19 protein-coding genes are annotated in these 17,150 nt (G+C 64.8%); all 19 read right to left on the minus strand.

All coding sequences use genetic code 11. The annotated features are described in order from the left end of the window. Positions 1-7: 7 nt before the first annotated feature. The 19 genes from AU252_RS19725 to AU252_RS23950 all read right to left on the minus strand — a co-directional run bounded on the left by AU252_RS19725 (position 8) and on the right by AU252_RS23950 (position 17,133). Positions 8-1,057 carry a hypothetical protein gene (locus tag AU252_RS19725; protein WP_058932164.1) on the minus strand — a complete coding sequence of 350 codons (1,050 nt, stop codon included), beginning with the start codon at positions 1,055-1,057 and terminating at the stop codon, positions 8-10. Continuing rightward, positions 1,054-1,974 (minus strand): tail fiber domain-containing protein, encoded by a 921-nt coding sequence (locus AU252_RS19730; RefSeq protein ID WP_058932165.1) that lies wholly within the window; start codon positions 1,972-1,974, stop codon positions 1,054-1,056. Before AU252_RS19730 ends, AU252_RS19725 begins: the two co-directional genes overlap by 4 nt. Beyond that, positions 1,974-3,125 carry a hypothetical protein gene (locus tag AU252_RS19735; protein ID WP_058932166.1) on the minus strand — a complete coding sequence of 384 codons (1,152 nt, stop codon included), beginning with the start codon at positions 3,123-3,125 and terminating at the stop codon, positions 1,974-1,976. The genes AU252_RS19730 and AU252_RS19735 overlap by 1 nt, the downstream gene beginning before the upstream one ends. After that, complete coding sequence (locus AU252_RS19740) at positions 3,116-3,979, minus strand: hypothetical protein (RefSeq protein WP_058932167.1); 864 nt, start codon at positions 3,977-3,979, stop codon at positions 3,116-3,118. Before AU252_RS19740 ends, AU252_RS19735 begins: the two co-directional genes overlap by 10 nt. Position 3,980: 1 nt before the next feature. Further along, a complete protein-coding gene (locus AU252_RS19745) occupies positions 3,981-6,761 on the minus strand; it encodes a phage tail tape measure protein (protein ID WP_058932168.1) in 2,781 nt (926 codons plus the stop codon). A gap of 188 nt (positions 6,762-6,949) precedes the next feature. Then, a complete protein-coding gene (locus AU252_RS19750) occupies positions 6,950-7,360 on the minus strand; it encodes a hypothetical protein (RefSeq protein ID WP_058932169.1) in 411 nt (136 codons plus the stop codon). A 4-nt stretch (positions 7,361-7,364) separates the two neighbouring features. After that, a complete protein-coding gene (locus AU252_RS19755) occupies positions 7,365-7,970 on the minus strand; it encodes a hypothetical protein (protein WP_058932170.1) in 606 nt (201 codons plus the stop codon). Continuing rightward, on the minus strand, positions 7,970-8,998 hold the full coding sequence (locus tag AU252_RS19760; protein WP_058932171.1) for a phage tail tube protein: 1,029 nt from the start codon (positions 8,996-8,998) through the stop codon (positions 7,970-7,972). The genes AU252_RS19755 and AU252_RS19760 overlap by 1 nt, the downstream gene beginning before the upstream one ends. Next, complete coding sequence (locus tag AU252_RS19765; RefSeq protein ID WP_058932172.1) at positions 8,995-9,270, minus strand: hypothetical protein; 276 nt, start codon at positions 9,268-9,270, stop codon at positions 8,995-8,997. The genes AU252_RS19760 and AU252_RS19765 overlap by 4 nt, the downstream gene beginning before the upstream one ends. A gap of 9 nt (positions 9,271-9,279) precedes the next feature. Further along, positions 9,280-9,744, minus strand: a complete 465-nt coding sequence (locus AU252_RS19770; RefSeq protein WP_058932173.1) for a hypothetical protein — start codon at positions 9,742-9,744, stop codon at positions 9,280-9,282. Further along, positions 9,744-10,538, minus strand: coding sequence for a hypothetical protein (locus AU252_RS19775; protein ID WP_058932174.1), 795 nt, complete (start codon positions 10,536-10,538; stop codon positions 9,744-9,746). Before AU252_RS19775 ends, AU252_RS19770 begins: the two co-directional genes overlap by 1 nt. Further along, a complete protein-coding gene (locus tag AU252_RS19780; RefSeq protein ID WP_058932175.1) occupies positions 10,538-10,861 on the minus strand; it encodes a hypothetical protein in 324 nt (107 codons plus the stop codon). The genes AU252_RS19775 and AU252_RS19780 overlap by 1 nt, the downstream gene beginning before the upstream one ends. An 83-nt stretch (positions 10,862-10,944) precedes the next feature. Beyond that, positions 10,945-12,396 carry a phage major capsid protein gene (locus AU252_RS19785; RefSeq protein ID WP_058932176.1) on the minus strand — a complete coding sequence of 484 codons (1,452 nt, stop codon included), beginning with the start codon at positions 12,394-12,396 and terminating at the stop codon, positions 10,945-10,947. A gap of 136 nt (positions 12,397-12,532) precedes the next feature. Then, a complete protein-coding gene (locus AU252_RS19790) occupies positions 12,533-13,279 on the minus strand; it encodes an HK97 family phage prohead protease (protein WP_083510484.1) in 747 nt (248 codons plus the stop codon). Further along, on the minus strand, positions 13,276-14,574 hold the full coding sequence (locus AU252_RS19795) for a phage portal protein (RefSeq protein ID WP_083510485.1): 1,299 nt from the start codon (positions 14,572-14,574) through the stop codon (positions 13,276-13,278). The genes AU252_RS19790 and AU252_RS19795 overlap by 4 nt, the downstream gene beginning before the upstream one ends. Continuing rightward, complete coding sequence (locus AU252_RS23945; RefSeq protein ID WP_157769019.1) at positions 14,571-14,735, minus strand: hypothetical protein; 165 nt, start codon at positions 14,733-14,735, stop codon at positions 14,571-14,573. Before AU252_RS23945 ends, AU252_RS19795 begins: the two co-directional genes overlap by 4 nt. Positions 14,736-14,748: 13 nt before the next feature. Beyond that, positions 14,749-16,101, minus strand: coding sequence for a hypothetical protein (locus AU252_RS19800; RefSeq protein ID WP_058932177.1), 1,353 nt, complete (start codon positions 16,099-16,101; stop codon positions 14,749-14,751). A gap of 82 nt (positions 16,102-16,183) precedes the next feature. Further along, positions 16,184-16,672 carry a hypothetical protein gene (locus AU252_RS19805; protein WP_058932178.1) on the minus strand — a complete coding sequence of 163 codons (489 nt, stop codon included), beginning with the start codon at positions 16,670-16,672 and terminating at the stop codon, positions 16,184-16,186. A 125-nt stretch (positions 16,673-16,797) separates the two neighbouring features. Beyond that, on the minus strand, positions 16,798-17,133 hold the full coding sequence (locus AU252_RS23950; protein ID WP_157769020.1) for a hypothetical protein: 336 nt from the start codon (positions 17,131-17,133) through the stop codon (positions 16,798-16,800). Between the last annotated feature and the right edge of the window lie 17 nt (positions 17,134-17,150).

The raw sequence follows: 17,150 nt of genomic DNA on the forward strand, positions 1-17,150 counted from the left end.
TCCTCCCTTAGTAGATGCCACTGGTCTGGTAGCTGAACGCGATTTCGAAGTAGCTTCCCGCCGCCGCCGAGACCGGGACATCGCCCGGGGTTTTGATCGGATCGGACGCGATCCAGACCGAAGCGGCGCCGCCGTCCTCGAACACCGTCAGGTGACGGATGGAACCCGAGGTCGGGATGTAGATCCCCGATCCGAGATACTTGGATTCCCCACCGGAAACCGGGTACCCGGGCGGCAGCGGGCAGTGAACGATCGAGTTGCCGAGTGACGCGGCGGAACCAAACGTGGCGCGGGAGCGGACATGCACCCGGTCACCGTCCACCCAGTACGTGCCGGTCAGTGCGCCGCCCGTGCCGAAGTCCGCGATGCCCGTCCAGATGGGCACATAGGCGGTGCCGATCGGTCCGGTGGACCAGCGCGTCCCGGTCCACCAGAAGGGCCGGCCGCCGAGGTCCAGGCGACTGATCCGCAGGCCGACCGGCTTGCCCGTGATCTCGTCCCGTTCGGTGGTGTTCCTGACGGGTATCGGCGCGCCGCGTGCTGCGGTGTGCCGCCAGACCTGTGCGATCGTGTTGGAGCCGCCGTTGGTTCCGGTGGTCGTGGCGAAGATCCGCGCCTCGGCGAGGACGTAGGCGCCGGCGGGAAGCGAGCCTGTGGGCTTGGTCGGGGACGCCGCAGCGGTGCCCTGCACCACGTCCACGACGGCGGCGTTGTCGGCGTCGCCCTTGGCCTGGTCGTTCTGCTTGATGTAGATCAGGTCCCAGCGGGAGTTTGTCCCGGGAGCAGCGGTGGTGGGGACGTTCGTCGTCCCTGTCAGGGTCGGGGTGTAGACACCCTCGGCTGCCGTCCGGCTGATGACCAGGGCCGCGGGCCCGACGTCGTAGGACATGTCTGCCCGTCCGACGACCAGCAGATCGGTGGCCTGTCCCAGCACGCCGGAGCGGGGCACGCCCGGGGCGTTCTCCGCGTACTGCCCGGCCAGCTGGAGCCTGTGTTCTGTGGTGGTGGTGCCGACGCCCGCAATGGGTGCAACGCCTGGTCCTCGGTTGACCGTCATAGTGTTCCTCCCATAGCTTCGACCGCAGCCTGAAGGGCGGCGATCTGTTCGGTGTGTTCTTTGAGCTGGCGGTCCTGGTCCTTGGCCACGTCCAGCAGGGCCAGTGCGAGGAGGTCATAGCGGATGCCGTCGATCTGGTCGTCGTACCAGACCACGATCTCGGGCACGAGCTGGTGGACTTCCTCGGCGATCAGCCCGTATTCATCGGTTGCCCCGGTGACCATCTGGTCCGGGCCTTCCTGCCCTTCCGGTGTGGGAATCCTGACCGGCTTGCGGTCGAAGATCTTCGGCTCCAGCTGGAGCACCTTCGCAGGGTCTACGCCGTAGGGCCTGACGTTCTCCTTGTACCGCATGGAAGAGGTGTTCTTGCCCAGGTGGTTGCCGCCGTCGTTGCCCACCCACACGGCGTAGAACGTCGTGCCGGCCACGTTGTTGTTGAAGGCGTAGGCCGAGCCATCGGCGAGCGCCACGGTTGATGTGACGTCGCTGCCTGCGTGGGTGTGGGCGGTGGGTGCGAACGTTGTTGGCTTGCCGGTGACGGCTGCCCAGGAGGTGGAGGCGCCGGTGACGAGTTTGACCCAGACGCTGTTGATGTCGTCCCATATCTCGCCGCCGAAGTTGCCGGGGTCCGAGAGCAGTTCGCCGAAGCGGGCCATTGGGGTGCCGGCGGCGTCCTTGATGACGAACGTCCCGTCGGAGGTCTGGAAGATCCCGACGGTGTCGCCGGCTGCGTTGACTGTGCGGAACCCGTTTTCGTCCACGCGGATTCCTCGGCCGGTGTCGTCCGAGATGGACATCGACCGTTGCGGGGCGCCGCGTTCCATCTCGGATGTCCTGCGCTGGTGCGCCTTGTCGTTGTCGCTGATCCGTTTGCGGGGGTCCGGGTCGGGGATGGAGCGGGGTGCGTCGGTGGCCATTACACTCCTGCCGGCATCGGGGCTGGTGTCAGCGTGACTGTCTCGGTGTTGTCCCCGTCGATGGCCATCAGCCGGACCCGCCGAACGCCGGCGGCAATCATTGGGTTACCCTTCGGGACGGTGATCTGTGCGAAGTCCCCGGGTGAGTAGTTGCCCAGCAGGGGGCTGGTGTTGGCTCGGACGGTGAGGTCCCACGTTTCAATCGGGCGGCGGGCCAGAGCTATGGCGTAGTCGGCGTGGCCTTGCAGGATGTCGAGGTCTTCGACGTCCTTTGACGCCGCGTCGGCTTCGGTCCACGGGTAGTCGGCGTTCTGGATGAGATCCAGATCCTGTGCGGTTGCGAGTTTCATCTCCAGTTCCGAACCGGCGCCGGGCTGCCACACCCTGTCTGCCATCCGTGAACCGTCTGACTTGACGCCGATATCGGAGACGCCGGACTCGTCCACTGACCCATCCCAGATCCAGTCATCCCCGCTCTGGTACAGCAGCGGGGACGACGGGGAACCGTGGGTCATGACCCACTCAATGCGGGTCGGGTCGGCGGCGTTGTACCGGGGCCGGAACGCGATGTCAGGTCCGTCCTGCACTTCGGTCAGTTTCCGCAGCAGGTCCCCGACGTAGGGCAGTTCGTAGCCCTTGTAGTGCCGTTCGTTGCTGCCGGTTTCAACGATGTCTGGGAAGACGATGGGCAAGCCGGGGTTGTACGGGTTCCCGACGATGGAGAGCCGGACGATTTCGCGGGCGATGCTGCCGAGCGAGAGGCCTGTCAGGTCCAGGCTGCTGCGCGTGACCGGCGTGCCGGCGATGATCTGTGCCCAGTTCAGAGCCTTGGTCTTGTCCAGGATGGACCAGAGCCCTTCGGCACCGAGTTTCAGTACGCCGGTCCTGGCGGAGTAGTCCCTTTTCCAGATGGGCCCTGCCTCAAGGATGGTGTTCCCATAGGCAAACGCCAGGTAGTTTTTCTTCTCGGCGGTGATGTTCCGCAGGTCCTTGGTGAGGAGTTCCTCGGACAGCGCCCTGGTCGTCAGGTCCAGCGGGCCGGCCCCGTTGAGCCGGACCCCCCATGATTGTGATGCGGCCGGCAGGTCGGCGGTGATCCGGCCTGTGACCATGTTCCCGATGAACACCCGGAACCCTGGGGCTACCACCATGCAGGTCTCACCTCCGCGATCATCTGGGCGCCGGTGGAGCCGGTCGCCTCGAACAGCCACGTGCCGGACGTGTTCCGGGCAAGCCGTGTCCATTCCCGGACGGTGAGTTTCGCTGACCGGTCCGCGTATCCCTCGAGGAGGACGGACCCGTCAGAGGTATCAAGCCGGACGGTTTGCCCCAGGAGAACAGGATCGGAATAGACCAGCCTGTTGCCGGACTGCACGTGCGTGATCGAGAACCCGAACGGCATGTCCGTGGTCCCCGCCGAGACAGTGAAGGCCGGGGCCGTGTCTGCCGTCCCGGTGTTGACCAGGGTTACGGTCCCGGGGTTGCCGGCCGCTCCGTAATCCAGCGGATCACCGAGCGGGTACTCCAGCCCACCGCCAGCAGTGGACACACCCGTCACGGCGTTGACCGGTGCGCCGTACTTGCGTGGCTTGGGGCAGATGAACTGGATCTGATAGGTCAGCGTGGTGTCGTTCTTGTAACCGATCTTCGGCTCAGAGAACAGGTACGTCCCGCAGGACATCGGAACCGTTGCCGTGTCCGTAACCTCCAGTACGCCCGCCAGCCCGTCAGCGAGGACCGCCGCCAGCTGCTGTTCGGCGAGCGCGGTGACCTCCTCTGATGGGCAGGTGGCGTCTCCCTGGATGGTGACCAGGCGGGCGTCCCGCCAGCCGCGTTCGGAGAACTCGCCGTGTGCGTTCATGCGTGCGGCGCGTTCCCTGTGCACGGCCGGGCCGTCCTTCCACCCGGGGATGTCATCGAGCCAGAGGGTGTACCCGTCGGGGCTGGTCCAGCCGTCTTCGCTGAAGGTCAGCCCGTCCACGGTTACTGTGCGGGTTCTTGTCATGTCACCCTCTCCACAAGATCTGTTCGGCGGTAGCCCGGCCGACCAGTTCCGGGTCCGTGCCGGGCGGGGCCTGGACGTTGATGGGGCGCTGGGTACGGATGACGTCGATCAGGTCATCGATCGTGGACCCACCGCCGGCTGTGCGGCCGCCAGCAGTACTGCTGCTGCCGAACCCGCTGCCTGCCCCGAACTCGGGGACGGTGACCAGGCTGGACATGCGGTCATCGATCCGGCCTTGGACGCGGCCGACGCCGACGAGCACGCCCTCGCCGATGTTCTCGCCGAACCCGGCGAAGACCGTCGACGGGGAATGGATGCCGAGCGCGACCTTGAACGGTTCCACGATCCAGCCGGGCAGCAGACCGAGGAAGAAGTTGCCGATGGTCCCGGCCAGCGATTTGATGCCGTCGAACAGTCCGTTGACGATGTTCACGCCGGCGTCCCACAGCCACCGGCCCGCGCCGGACAGGGCACCGGTGATGGTGCCCCACAGCCCGGAGAAGAACCCGCCGACCTGCCCGATCATCCCGGACACGCCGGACACGATGTTTCCCCAGATGCCGCCGAGGAATCCAGCGACCTGCCCGAAGACGCTGGTGATGAAGTTCCAGGCTGCGGAGAACCCGTTGACGATGGTTCCCCAGACGGCGCCTACCGCGCCGGAGATGACGGCGACGATGTTGTTCCAGACCCCGCCGATGAATCCGCCGACGGCCGTGAACACTTCAGAGATGAATCCCCACACGGCAGAGAAGACCGCAGAGACCACACCCCACACCGCCTGCAGCGCCGCCGTGATTACCCCGACGTACCAGTTCCAGACGCCGCCAATGAACGCGCCGATGGCTGTGAACACTCCGGAGATGAATCCCCACACAGTAGTGAAGACGGTGGAGATCACACCCCACACCGCCTGCAGCGCGCCCGTGATGATGCCGACGTACCAGTTCCAGATCCCGGTGAAGAACCCGCCGATGGCCGTGAACACGGCGACGATGTTGTCCCAGATCGCTTGCATCTCGTCGCCGTGCTCCTGGACGAACGCCTTGATGATGTTGCCTACCAGGCTGGTGATCCAGTTCCAGACGCCGGCGATGAAGTTGCCGATGTTGGTGAAGATCGCTGTGATGAAGTTCCACACCCCGACGATCCCGTTGACGATGGGATCCACGAATGCGTGGACGCCGGCCGTGGCGGCGGCCACGATCCCGGCCCACACGCCGGCGATGAAGGACCCGATGGTGGACCAGGTTGAGTTCCAGAAGCCGAGGAACCCGCCGATGATGCCCTGGATCCAGCCCATGAAGCCGCCCCACACGTCGCCCAGGAAGCCGACGAAACCGTTCCAGACGTCCTGGGTCCAGCCGATGAAGCCACCCCAGACGCCGTCCCACCATCCGAAGAACCCGGCCATGACGCCTTGGAACCAGCCCACGAACCCGGCCCAGGCCTGGGTGAGGAACGCTACGACGGTGTCCCAGTTCATGACCAGGGCGACGATCGCGGCGATCAGCGCCACGACCCCGATTACGATCCATCCGATCGGGCTCACGGCCATGACCATGTTCACGACGGCGATCACGGCCGCGAGCGCGCCGAGAGCGATTACTGCGGGGACGATGACGGGGGCGAACTGCTGGAGCCCTTCGAGGATTGGCGTCAGAATGGGCAGCATCTGGGCGCCGAGCTGCCCGAGGGTCGTCTCGGCTTTGCGCTGCAGCTCGGTGAACGCGGCGCCCGGTCCGGAGTGGAGCTTCTCCCCGAGGGTGGCCGCTGAGCCTTCCACGGTGCCGAGGGCTTCCTGGGAGTTGAGCAGGGAGTCAATGAACTTGGGAATTTCGGCGGTGCCCAGATCTTCGATAGGTGTTCCGAAGAGCGCGAGCGCGGCCTGAGACTGCTGGGCCGGGTCCTTGATATCGCCAAGCCCCATGATGATCTTGTCGAACGCTGCCCGGGCGGTGTCGCCGCCAGCCAGCAGCTGGTTGGTCATGTCTGTCTGGTCCATGCCCAGCGATTCGTAGGCGCCGGACGTTGCCTTCGACATGTCGGTGGCGCGGATGGTGAATTCCTTTAGCGCGTCGCCGGTCTTATCGATGCCGTAGGCGCCCTTCGCCGAGGCGTCTGCGAGCAGCGTCATGGCCTCGCCGCCCGACATCCCGAGGTTGGCGAACATGGGGCCGTACTCGTCCACTGCGTCCAGAACGTCCTCGCGGACGTTCACCGGGACCTTGGCCAGGGTAGCCGCCAGCAGATCGGCAGCTTCGACGCCGTCCTTCGCCAGACCGGTGTTGATCATCTGACCGGCGACCTGCGCCGCCCGGCCGACGTCCATCCCGAAGGCTGCGGACAGGTCCATCACCTTGGACGTAACGGACTGGATGTCCGCCTGCGATTGCCCGGACAATCCCTTGATGGAGGAAAGGGTGGCTTCCACTCCGGCGGTGACGCTCTCGAAGGAATCGCCGTACCCGTCCGCGTACATCTGCCCTGCCGCCTGCCCGGCCGCCGCAGCGGCCGGGCCGGTAAGGTTCAGGCCCGCCGTCATGGTCGAGGTAACCGAGTCCATGTTGATGGCGGTAGTCAGACCGGACATCAGCGCTGCGCCCGCGATGCCGCCGGCAGCCGCCGCCGTCATCGGGGAGAACAGCTTCGCTGTCGCCTTGGATCCTGCCGCGCCGAGCTTGCCAGCCATGGTGTCGGCAGAATCAACTACGTCCTGGAATGTCTTATCGACGCCCTTGGACGTGGCCAGAATGTCGAACAGCAGCTGCTGGGTTGCCACCAGGGACCGCCTTCCTTATCGTTTCCGGTTCTTGTCCTGCTGTTCTTCCCAGGCGGCAGCGTTCGCAACGAACTTGAGCCACATCAGGTAAGGCAGGTCCCAGACGTTCAGCGGTGTAATGCCGGGCCAGACGTGCGAGATCGTGGTGATCCATCGGTAGATGGACGCCTCGATGTCGTCAGCGTCTTCTAGCTTGTTGCTCTGGCTGGCTCGTCGCCCGGAACGGTATCCGTCCGGGCCACCGTAGGGTCCTCCGCCGCGACCTCCTCGTCGGCTTCGAAACCGATCTTGGAGAGGGGGAAGTCGTTGGCTTCGGCCACGGTCACGGACTCGCCGGCGTGGCGCTTGCACAGCCAGACCATGGCCTGGAGTGCGAGCAGGTTCTCTGCGTCTTCGAGGAAGTCCAGCGGGTCAGCCGCCGCGCCGTTCTTCGGGGCGTTGTCCTGCATGCGCTGGAAGGCGTCCCGCAGTGACTTGATGCCGATGCCCGGGTGACCGTCGCCTTTGGTCTGCAGCTTGAGGGTGTACAGGTTCCGCAGGGTCGCGCCCTGGATGGCTTCCTGCAGGGGATACTTCTTGTCTCCAACAATGAGCTTCACGCTTTTACCCTTTTCCGTTGAGTGCGTCGTCGATCGCCCTGAGGGCTTTGTCTTTCGCGTCGATGCGTCCGCGCTTGATCGGCTCCCACCAATAGGGCTGGCCGAACTGCGAGACGAACGTCTGCTGAATTTTGTCCGGGTCATGAAACACGGGGTGCCGGATGACTTGCTTGTTCCAGCCCTTGACCATCACGCCGCCGACGGACTTGTCCGCCCGGATGCTGATCCCTGACCTGGTGGCGCCGGCGACGACGCGGGTCTTCAGTGACGCCTTGACCCGGTTACGCATCCCGGTACTGCGGGAACGGGACGCGGCTTCGGCTTTGTAGACGTTGACCGCCCGCAGGTAGACCTTGCCGGTGCCGCCGCGCTTGACCTTCTTGACCCGCATCCCGGCCTTGCGAGCCACTCCAGGCTTGGCCCCGGAGAGGATGGCCTTCTGATCCTTGATGATGTCGTCGCCCACGCCGCGGAGGCTGCGGCGCAGGTTGCGCTGCACAGCGGGCCCGATCTCCTTGGCTCTCGCCAACGCCTCCAGAATGTTCGGGGAAGTGATGGTGATCTCCGGAAGATCAGGCCCGCCGCCGCGCTGCTCCCCGGAGCGTGCCATTAGATCGTGGCGTCGGTCGTGACCAGGGCGACGTAGACCGGCGAGCCAGCAACCAGACCGTCGAGGACGGTGAAGTCGATCGACTGCTTCACGACCGATCCGCCGGCGGACTTGGGCAGTTCACCCTCGAGGCGGATCTCCGGGAAGTGGAACTGCAGCGCGTACTTCGCGGACGTACCGATCGTGGTCGTCGAGAGGAACGTCAGCGTCAGGCCGAGCGCCGTCTGGTTGAGGTAGGCATCGCGGAGGATGGTGTCCGAGTACTCCGCGGTGACCTTGCCCTTTGCGTCAGCCAGGCCGACGACGGGCTTCCGGTTGCGCTTGCCGGAACCACCGAAGGTGAAGCCGCCGTCATCGATCTTGTTATCGAACGAGACGGAGAAGTCTTCGATGGTGGCCGCCACGGTCCCGCCGGTCGCGAGCGCCGTCGCCGTCGGTGGAGTCTGGGATCCGCCGATGGTGATCGCGCCCTCAGCGAAGTGGAACAGCTCGCCGCCGGCAACGTAGGACGGTGCCGCATAGCCGACGTCGGTCTTGACTTCCTTCGCGTCCCACGTGGTCTTCAGCTTCACGATGTCAGCGTTGGATGCCGAGAACTCACCCGAGGTGCAGACCGCGCCGAGGAACGTCATGGCCGTGGCCGCGCCGCCGCCCAGTGTGGGGATGCCCTTCTGGATGGTGTAGGAGTTCAGCGGGTCCGTGGTCGTCGGGGTGTAGAGCTGCTGGAAAACACCGGCCTGACCAGGCACCGCAGTGGACACACCGTTACCGAACAGCGCCTCCAGCAGAACGCCCAGGCCCTTGCTAACCAGCTCGACGTTGAGGTCACCGCCGGCGGACTGCTTGGCGAGGACGCGGCGGGCCGAGCGTGCAAGTCGGGAACCGACACGCATTCCGGCGCCCTGGACGAACGAGGGGTTCCACGCGAAAGACTCGTCAATGAACTCGGGAAAGCGGTCCACGGTCACCGCCGTGCCGTACGTGGTTTCCTTCTTCAGGCCCACGGAGCAATCAAGCTGGGTCGTCACTGGTCTTCACCCTCTCCTTCGCCGCTGGCTGGGGTGCCTGCGTCTTCGTTGTCGCCGTCGTGGCTCGCTGCCCCGTCGCCGTCCTGCTGGGCCGTCAGCGAGGCGGCCAGCGTCTTGGCTGCCTTGTCTGCTGGCTGGTAGTTGTCGGACTGGAGAAGCAGGACACGTGCCTGGTCCTCGGTGGTGTCGAATACCTCGCCGGCATCGACGACTCTGCGAAGCAGGGGAACGTCGAGCGCGCCGAGCGGGGATATGTTCTTGAGTTTTGGCATGGTGGTCTCCTAGGCTGTGATCCGTGCTTTGGCTGTGAATGTTGCGGCGATGTCCGTTGCCATGCCTTCGTCAGTTACTTCCGTTTCGGATTCGTATGACGTCAGCACGCATTCCCTGACAGCGCCGCCGAGAGTGGTGTCGTCCATCCGGACAAGGCGTTCAATCAGCCGCAGCAACTCCGTGCTGCGTTCGGATGTTGCGAGCGCAGCATCTTCGTCCCCGCCCAGGGCGCAGGAGATCACCACTTCGAGGGTGAGTGTTTCCTCGCGGCTCCGGTTGGTGCTCATCGTGGCCGCTGCTTGCCCCGAGGACACGCGTCCGAAGGAGACGATGTCCTCGGGGTTGTAGGTCGTCGGCGGGCCGAACACCACGTACACGTGTTCGGTTTCGTAGCCCGTGGCCATGAGTGTCTTGACTGCTTGGTAGAACGCCTTCTTGAAAGCGAGGCCGAGCGTCGCCTGGGTGAGATCCATCAGGCGAACCCGCCCATCTGCTCATGCGGCGCGCATAGCTCCATGACCCTGCGGGGGACCGCGTATCCGGAGGGGGTGAAGGCCTCACCATCAGATGCCGAGCCGCGGACATTGCCACCGGAACCCTGCATCCCGCCCTGCCACCAGAAGCGGACCAGCTCACGCGCAGCCAGCCTGACGTTGGGTGGGATCTCCGAACTGCCAATCCGGTACGTGATGACCAGATCCCCGCTAGGGAAAGCGGTCACCGCCGTCCGCGTGCCGCAGTAGATGATGCCGGACACCAGGTCCGGGACGTAGTCCACAACCGGGACGCTGTCTGCCGTGATGCCAAGGATCTGGTTCGGTAGATGCGGGAGGACCACGGTCGAGCCGCCGCCCCAGGTTGTGAACGTCTTCGTGGCCGCGAGCATCGGGCCGGTGATGTCTTCGATCACCGGCGTTGCCGCTGCCACGTACAGGCGCAGGTCCTGCGCCTTGGCAGGATCAGCGTTGGCCGGCAGCCGCAGACCCGCCAGCACTTCATCCAGGGAGATGAGGAACTGCGGGTCTGCGGGCCACACGTCCAGCACATCCGTGTAGGCGCCGGAGCCGCCCGCCGTCCAAGACAGCAGGTACCTGCCAGCCATGGCCGGGACGAACTGCGCCTGTGTGGTTTCCCTGTAGCCGGTCACCGTCGGGGCCGGGTCCAAGGTGGTGCCGTCCGGCCGCTTGACCGCGAGCGCGTAGGGTCCGGTGTCCGGCGCGGTGGGCCACTTCACCGTAGCCAGTGCGCCGAGGTCAAGGGATGCCATTACTTCTTAGCCGTGGCTTTCGCTTCGGCGTCGGCCGCTGCTTTGGTTTCGGCGGCTGTTTTCGCTTCTGCTTCGGCTTTGGCCTGCGCCTCGGCGTCCGCTGCTGCAGTTTCCTGTTTTGCGGGCAGACGTCCCTGGGGAGGTTCTGAGCGCTGTTCCTGCTCGGTGTTCGGCTGCTCGCCCTTGGCCTGTGCACGGAGCCATGAGGCCAGCTCCTTGTCGTCCTGGCTGGCGGCGCGCCCGGCGATCGACTCGTAGGATTCGCCGGTGGACTCGTGGAGTTCGATGTAATTCTGTTTGATCGCGGGATCGATCGGTGCCATGGTGCTGCTCCTTTGGAAATGTGGGAATTGCAGGGGGCACCGCGGGGCAGGAGATGACTCCTGCCCCGCGGGGTTTGTCCGACCTAGAAGGTCGGGGCCACCAGACCGTAGGTGGCCACGGTGTCCAGGCCACCGATCTTGGCGCTGGCGGTCGGGTACCGCTCGGCCGTGAATGCCGCGTAGCTGTACACCACGACATCGACTGTGAGCTGCGTGCCCTGGCGCTGTTCGAAGTTCAGCTGGCGGGGCAGCCCGTCGCCTTCCTCCCACAGGTGCAGCTCGGAGGTATCAAGCGAAAGCGTGATGTCCTCCACGTTGGTGCCGACGTTGATCGGGATGTTGACGTCGGACAGGACCGGCAGGCCGGAGGAGTGGACGCCGACGAAGTACGGGGCGGTGGCCCCGTTGTCGGAAGTCTCGCCCGGCTTGTTGATGATGCCGGCGGCGTTGAAGTTCGGCACCGTGTTGGCGGTGACAATCGGGCGGCCGGCGGAATCGTACTCGCCGGTCAGCCAACCCCAACGGCGGGGGTGCATGACCAGGACCTTGGCGAAGATGCCGCCGCCGCTGGTGGCCACTGCCGTGTTGGCGCCGGCAATCTTGCGGCCGTAGTTGGCTGCGGACGGCACTGCTCCGAATGCTGTCGCTGCGCCGATCCCTGCCGTGTTGAGGATGCCCTTCATCTGGCCGGACGAGCCGGTGCCGTTGATGATCTGGGAATCCACCTGCGCAGCGTGGGCCCGGGCGAGGTCCAGGTAGAGGATCTCGTCCGTCTTGCTGCCGCGCTCGAGCGACTGGCGGGATACTTCCTGCCGTCCCATGAGCGTGCGGACCGGGACCGTCAGATCAGCGAACACGACGTCGGTGTTGGAACCGGCCGTGTTCTCACCGTTCTGAACAGCGACGGATCCGCCGGTAGTCCCGCGAGGGATAACCAGGTTCATGCCTTCGGCCGGCAGCTCGTGGCGGTTGACGATGTCCGCGAGCGGACGGCCAGCACGCAGCACCGGGGCCGTGAGGTCAATCAGGTACTGCGGAGTGACCAGGCCTGCGAAGCTGCCCGTGGTCAGGGCACGCTCGGTGAGCTCGCCTTCAACCTCGACCTCGCGGGCGTGGCGGTCCAGGCGCTCGGAGGCGTTGCGGTCGCTCTTGAACTGCGAGCGGTACGCGTCAGCGAACCAGGACCGTCCCTCGCGGGCGGTCTCGCGGGTGTAGGTGCGCGGTTCCTGACCGACGCGGGCGACCTCGTCGTAGGCCGGGCGAACAGCGGCCGGGGCCACTTCCCGGGCGAGACGGTCAGCGGCAGCGTCGCGCTCTGCCTCGCCGTCGAGCTCGGTGACGCGCTGGCGCAGGACATCAATCTCGTTGTCGAGACCGTCCTTGGACGTGCGCAGTTCGGTGATGCGGGCGCGCTGCTCGTCAGAGACGGCGTCGATCCCGCGGAGGGTTTCCAGTTCGGTGGCGTGGGCGTTGCGGACAGTCAGCTTGTCGGCGATCTGCGAACGAAGCTGAGCAATGAGCTGGGCAATGGTCATGGTGACATGCCCCTTTCTCCCGCCGTAGCGGGCTCAGGTGGGTTGGGTCAATCGCTCTGTCAGCAGCAGGCAGTGCCACGCGGGCCGGGCGAACGCGGCGCGCTGGTCTTTACGCGAGGTGCAGAGTGTGGTGCGCCTACAGGTGGCGCAGGGCGGTATCCCCATTTGCTATGAGGTCGCGCCCGGTCATGGGGAACCGGGCGCGCAGCTCGGCAAGTGCCTGCCGCGCTTCCGTGTCGTCCATGTCCCGGATCAGATCCGGAAGATTTGATGCGCGGAGACCGGCGCCGGCGGTGTGGGGGCTGGCCCCGTACCCGACGATAGCGACGTCGCCGCGGTGAATGTCGAAGGCCTGGATGCGGTACTCGGTGTAGTCCGGGGACCAGACGCCCGAGGTGATCCGGAACTTGAAGGACATCTCGTCAATCAGGCCGGAGCGGAGCTTGGGCACGATGTACTGGACATCGTGGTCCGTGGCGTCCAGCTCTGGAGCGTTCACGTGCAGGCCCTCGTCTGTCTCCGTGAGGATCAAGGAACCGTTGGTCGTGCGCGCGATGCGGCGTAGATCCTGGTGCTGCAGGACCAGCGGCACATCGAGGCCGGCCTGGGACAATGAGTCCGTGGCAGCACCGGCAGACACGACTTCGGTGTACGGGCCGAAGTAGTCGTACATCTCGTAGCCGCGTTCGTAGACCGAGGCGAGGCCCTCGAACTGCAAGGCGCTGTCACCTTCGGCCTGCCGGATCTGGATTCCGTGGGCGCGGGCACTGACCCGCGCCGGCGAGCCGTCCTCTTCAGAGCACCGACGCTGCGACGGGCGGTTAGCCCTGGCACTGACCGAGGCTGCGCGTTCGCGCGCCGCCTCCTGCGGGTCCGGGATCATAACGTGTCTCCAATCGGCGAGCTGGGATTGATGTTGGCGCCTGCGCTCTGAAGGATTACGCGGGCTTCTTCCTCGGATATGACCGTCCCGACACCGAGGTAGATCTTCTGGACGATCTCCGCCAGCTGCTTCGCCTCGGCCGCCGGCGACTGCTCAGACTCAGCGCCTCGGAATATGTCGAACTCCTGAAGCTGCTCGGGCGTGAACGGCGCGAAGTTGTTCAGGGCCCGGGCCTCGGATGGGGCCAGGGTGCGGGAATCGATCTGCAGCTTGAACATGCGCTGCCGCGTCTCCGGGTCCATCCGGAGCATGGCGTCCGTGTTGAGCTTCACCTTGCTGGGGGAAAGCGTGAGCCTCGACAGTGCACGCTCTCTGCGCATGACCGCAGGGCCCATGTTCATGATGAGCAGCTGCAGGTTGCGCTGGGTGACGTTGGCGTATGTCACCGCCGACCCGGAGATCGGGGCATCGATCATGTCACCAGGGACTCCGAAGAACCTGGCGATATCGGAGATGGAGAACTCCATCTCCTTGATGAACTCCGACTCGCTGGCCTTCGCCTGCAGCATGGAGTATTCCCAATCGCTGCCCGTGACGAAGGGTTCGCCGATGCTGACGGATGCGAGGAACCGCTGCTTGGCGACAGCCGATTCCGCAGGGTCCAGCTTCCTACCGGTGTTCTTTAGGATGGCCCCAGGCACCGCCCCATTGCTGAACCAGTCCAGTGCAAACTGCTGAGCGGAGAGCGCACCGCCGATGGATGCTGCGGCGTAGGCCACCGGTGACAGCCCGACGTGCGAGCCGGACGTCGTGAACTGCCGTTCGTGCCAGACGTCGGCCGGGTCATACTTCGTCCCGCTGATCCTGTAGTGATCGATGCGACCCTTCTTGACCACGACGGTCACCTGTTCGGCTGGCTGCGGGTCGATCAGTGTGGGCAGCGCCATCCCGTCACGCCCGGCAATCAAGCCGAACGAGTTGCCTATCTTGTCCAGATCCGACTGGGTCGAGTACATCCATTCGCTGATATCCATCGGCTGACCATCGCCATGGCTGGACGGTGTGATCAGGACATTCGGCTTGGGCGCCTCGGTGTCCATCATCTGACCAGGCAGCCGCCGGAAAACGTCAATGGGCATGGACGACATCAGGTCAGCCCTCAGCCTGATAGACGCCCAGACAGCGGAGTGCTTCAGTGCCGATGAGGTGGTGACGGATACTGAGGCGCCCTTCTTCCCCAGTCGCTGGGGGAGCAGGGAACCGAGATCAGCTGAGCGCTGGCGTAAGAGACTCACTGCGTGGACCTCCTGCGATCAATCAGCCACGAAATGAGGAGCAGCCCGAGGCCACCCACCCCTATGCCGCCTGGCAAATAGAACAGCCCGACCGCGAGCGCAGCGGCCAGAAGGATGAGCAGCATGCCGATCAGGTCCAGCCAAGAGGTCACACGTTCCACGGGGTCCTGCCTTTCATCCGAGGGAGTCCCCGATGTTGTAGTCGTCCGGCGCCTTTTCCTTGAACAGCCAGCGGGCGAACGTGACGGCGTAGAGCGCGGAGATGTCGGCTAAGGTCTTGTTCCTCGCGAAGATCCACACGCGGCCGCCGACGTACTGCTTGATGGCGTTTGCCATTGCCGTGTTCAGCAGCTGGTCGTTCTCAAATCGCAGCGTGCCGGCCAGGGCGTCGTCGTGAAGTCCGCCGCAGGCATCGACCCGGCTGGGGCCGGATACTTTGATGACGTCGAATCCTTCGTCTTCGAGGTCGCGAATGAGGGACTTGGCGGCGCCGTTCCCATCGAGTGCTACGGTGTTGCCGCCGAATTCGTTGCGGAGCTGGACCAGAGTGTTGACCACACCGGCGGTGCCGACCATGCGTTCGTACACTTCGAGGTAGCAGACGGCGTCCGGGTCGGTGGCTTTGGCGGCCATCCCGATTGATGTCCATTCCCTGTCGGGGGATGTGTCGATCGTCCAGAACGGTGTGCCCGTCCAAGCGTCCGTATCGGGCGGTAGGTAGCAGCCCTCCCAAGCTGCCGTCGGGATCACCCGCGGCGCGGCCTTCGCCTCAGGCCACCATCCGAGATAGGCGCGCTCGAACTCGCCCGGCTCGGTCATGCTGTCTCGCTCTGCCATCACATCTGCCAGGGAGATTGTGTGGCCGATGGCGGGGTGGCAGTTCAGGACCGTCTGGGGGTCGTTCGGGTCGTCGTCTCTGGAGGCGGAGTATTCGAAGTAGGCCACGCGTGATTCGCGGCGTGACTCCACAAGGGCCTGCCCCATCTCCACTTTCGGGGCGAGGTAGGTTGATGCTGTTGTGCCGGCGGCTGAGAGTATCCATTTCTGGGAACCCTTGACCGTGATCATGGTCGGTGAAATGCCCTGCTCAATTTCGCCGTCTACGTGTGCATAGGCTTCATCGATGTGAGCTTCATGGTTGGTGTCGCCGTGACCTGAGTTCTTACCAACGGCGTCGATGCCCAGCTTGGATCCAGTCGACCAACGGAGGGTCTCGGAACCTGTGGTCCAGTGGGGTTTGCCCATGAACTGCTTCAGCGGTGACTCCATGATTGGCTCGTGGAAGTCCTCGTGCAGGCGCTTCAAAGCCTTGATGCGGTTCTGCGCGGTGTAGATCATGCGTGCGTTGCGCGTTGTCAGCGCACGGTGCGTGAGTTTCCCGCGGCTGATCGAGGTCTTGCCGATCTGCCGGAGCCCGATCAGGATGATTGTCTTGTACCAGTACAGCCCTGTGACCGGGTCGATTTCGCAGGCGACGTCCAGCACGTGCTGCTGCCACGGCATGGGGTCGTTGTTGAGTGCCTTCATGACCTTGCCAACAGCTCGCCCCCTGGTCTTGCGGGCAAGGTTTCGCGGCGTGCCGAATCTCGGTTCAGGGTTGCGGGGTGCCTCAGTCATCCTGCGTCAGCGAGGCGAGGAAGGCGTCGGCTGCATCGGCCCCATTGCTGGCCGGCCCTGAGGTTTTACGCAGACGGTCAAACACGTTGAATAGTCTCGACTGCATTCCCGAGATCAGATCCAGTCGCTGAATGCGCGGGATCTGATCGAGTACACGGGCGTCGTACTTGGCCAGGACGATCAGGGTGCTCGCGAACGGCGGGTCCGCGAACTCCATTTCCTCAATCTCTTCGGTGAGTGTGGACTCGATCAAGCCAGCCGGGCCCGACCAGTCAAGGTCGAGTGAGCGGTCAAGCCCGAGATCCTCGTCAGGGAAGATCTCCGCGAGCGCCTCAGAGGCTTCGGTGGTCTTCTTCTTCGCCCGGTAGTCGGCCATGTACTTGCGCTGGCCGGCACGGCAGAGGTTGCACTTGCAGCCCTTCCGGTATCCCTTGCGGCCGGGTGTCGAACCGTGCTTCGGTTCCGGGGTCGTGGGTGCCATGAAACCTCCTCGTGTTACAAGGGGCGGCTACCTCTGTAGCTCGCTACCCGGGAATTTTCGCAGGCACAAAAAATGGAAGATGCGCGGGTCGCCCACACCCCGGATTCCTAAAAAATCCGTGTGTTCTAGCGGAAGTTCATCGCGTCCCGGAGCTTCGAGCGAGGTCTTTCGACCCGTTGGGCACCGGCCTTGACCAGGCGGCGGCGATGGTTTTCTTTCTTCACGTTGCATCCAAGATGCATGGGCTGAAGGTTCCAATGTGCGGTCGGGTGGCCACCGTCGGTCAGTGCAGTGATGTGGTCAAGGGAGGGGCCGAGCGGATGCCGAGGTCGAAGGCCGAACAGGATCTCCTCATTGCACCAGGCGCAGACCGCGCCGGGGATGCAGTACCTCTTGACGAGGCGTTGCCATGGCCTGCCGGACCTGCCACGCCTCGGGTCCCACTCATCAAGCGCCGGCATGGACCACCACCTTGAGC

It is taken from the genome of Pseudarthrobacter sulfonivorans (assembly GCF_001484605.1).
Taxonomy (GTDB): domain Bacteria; phylum Actinomycetota; class Actinomycetes; order Actinomycetales; family Micrococcaceae; genus Arthrobacter; species Arthrobacter sulfonivorans_A.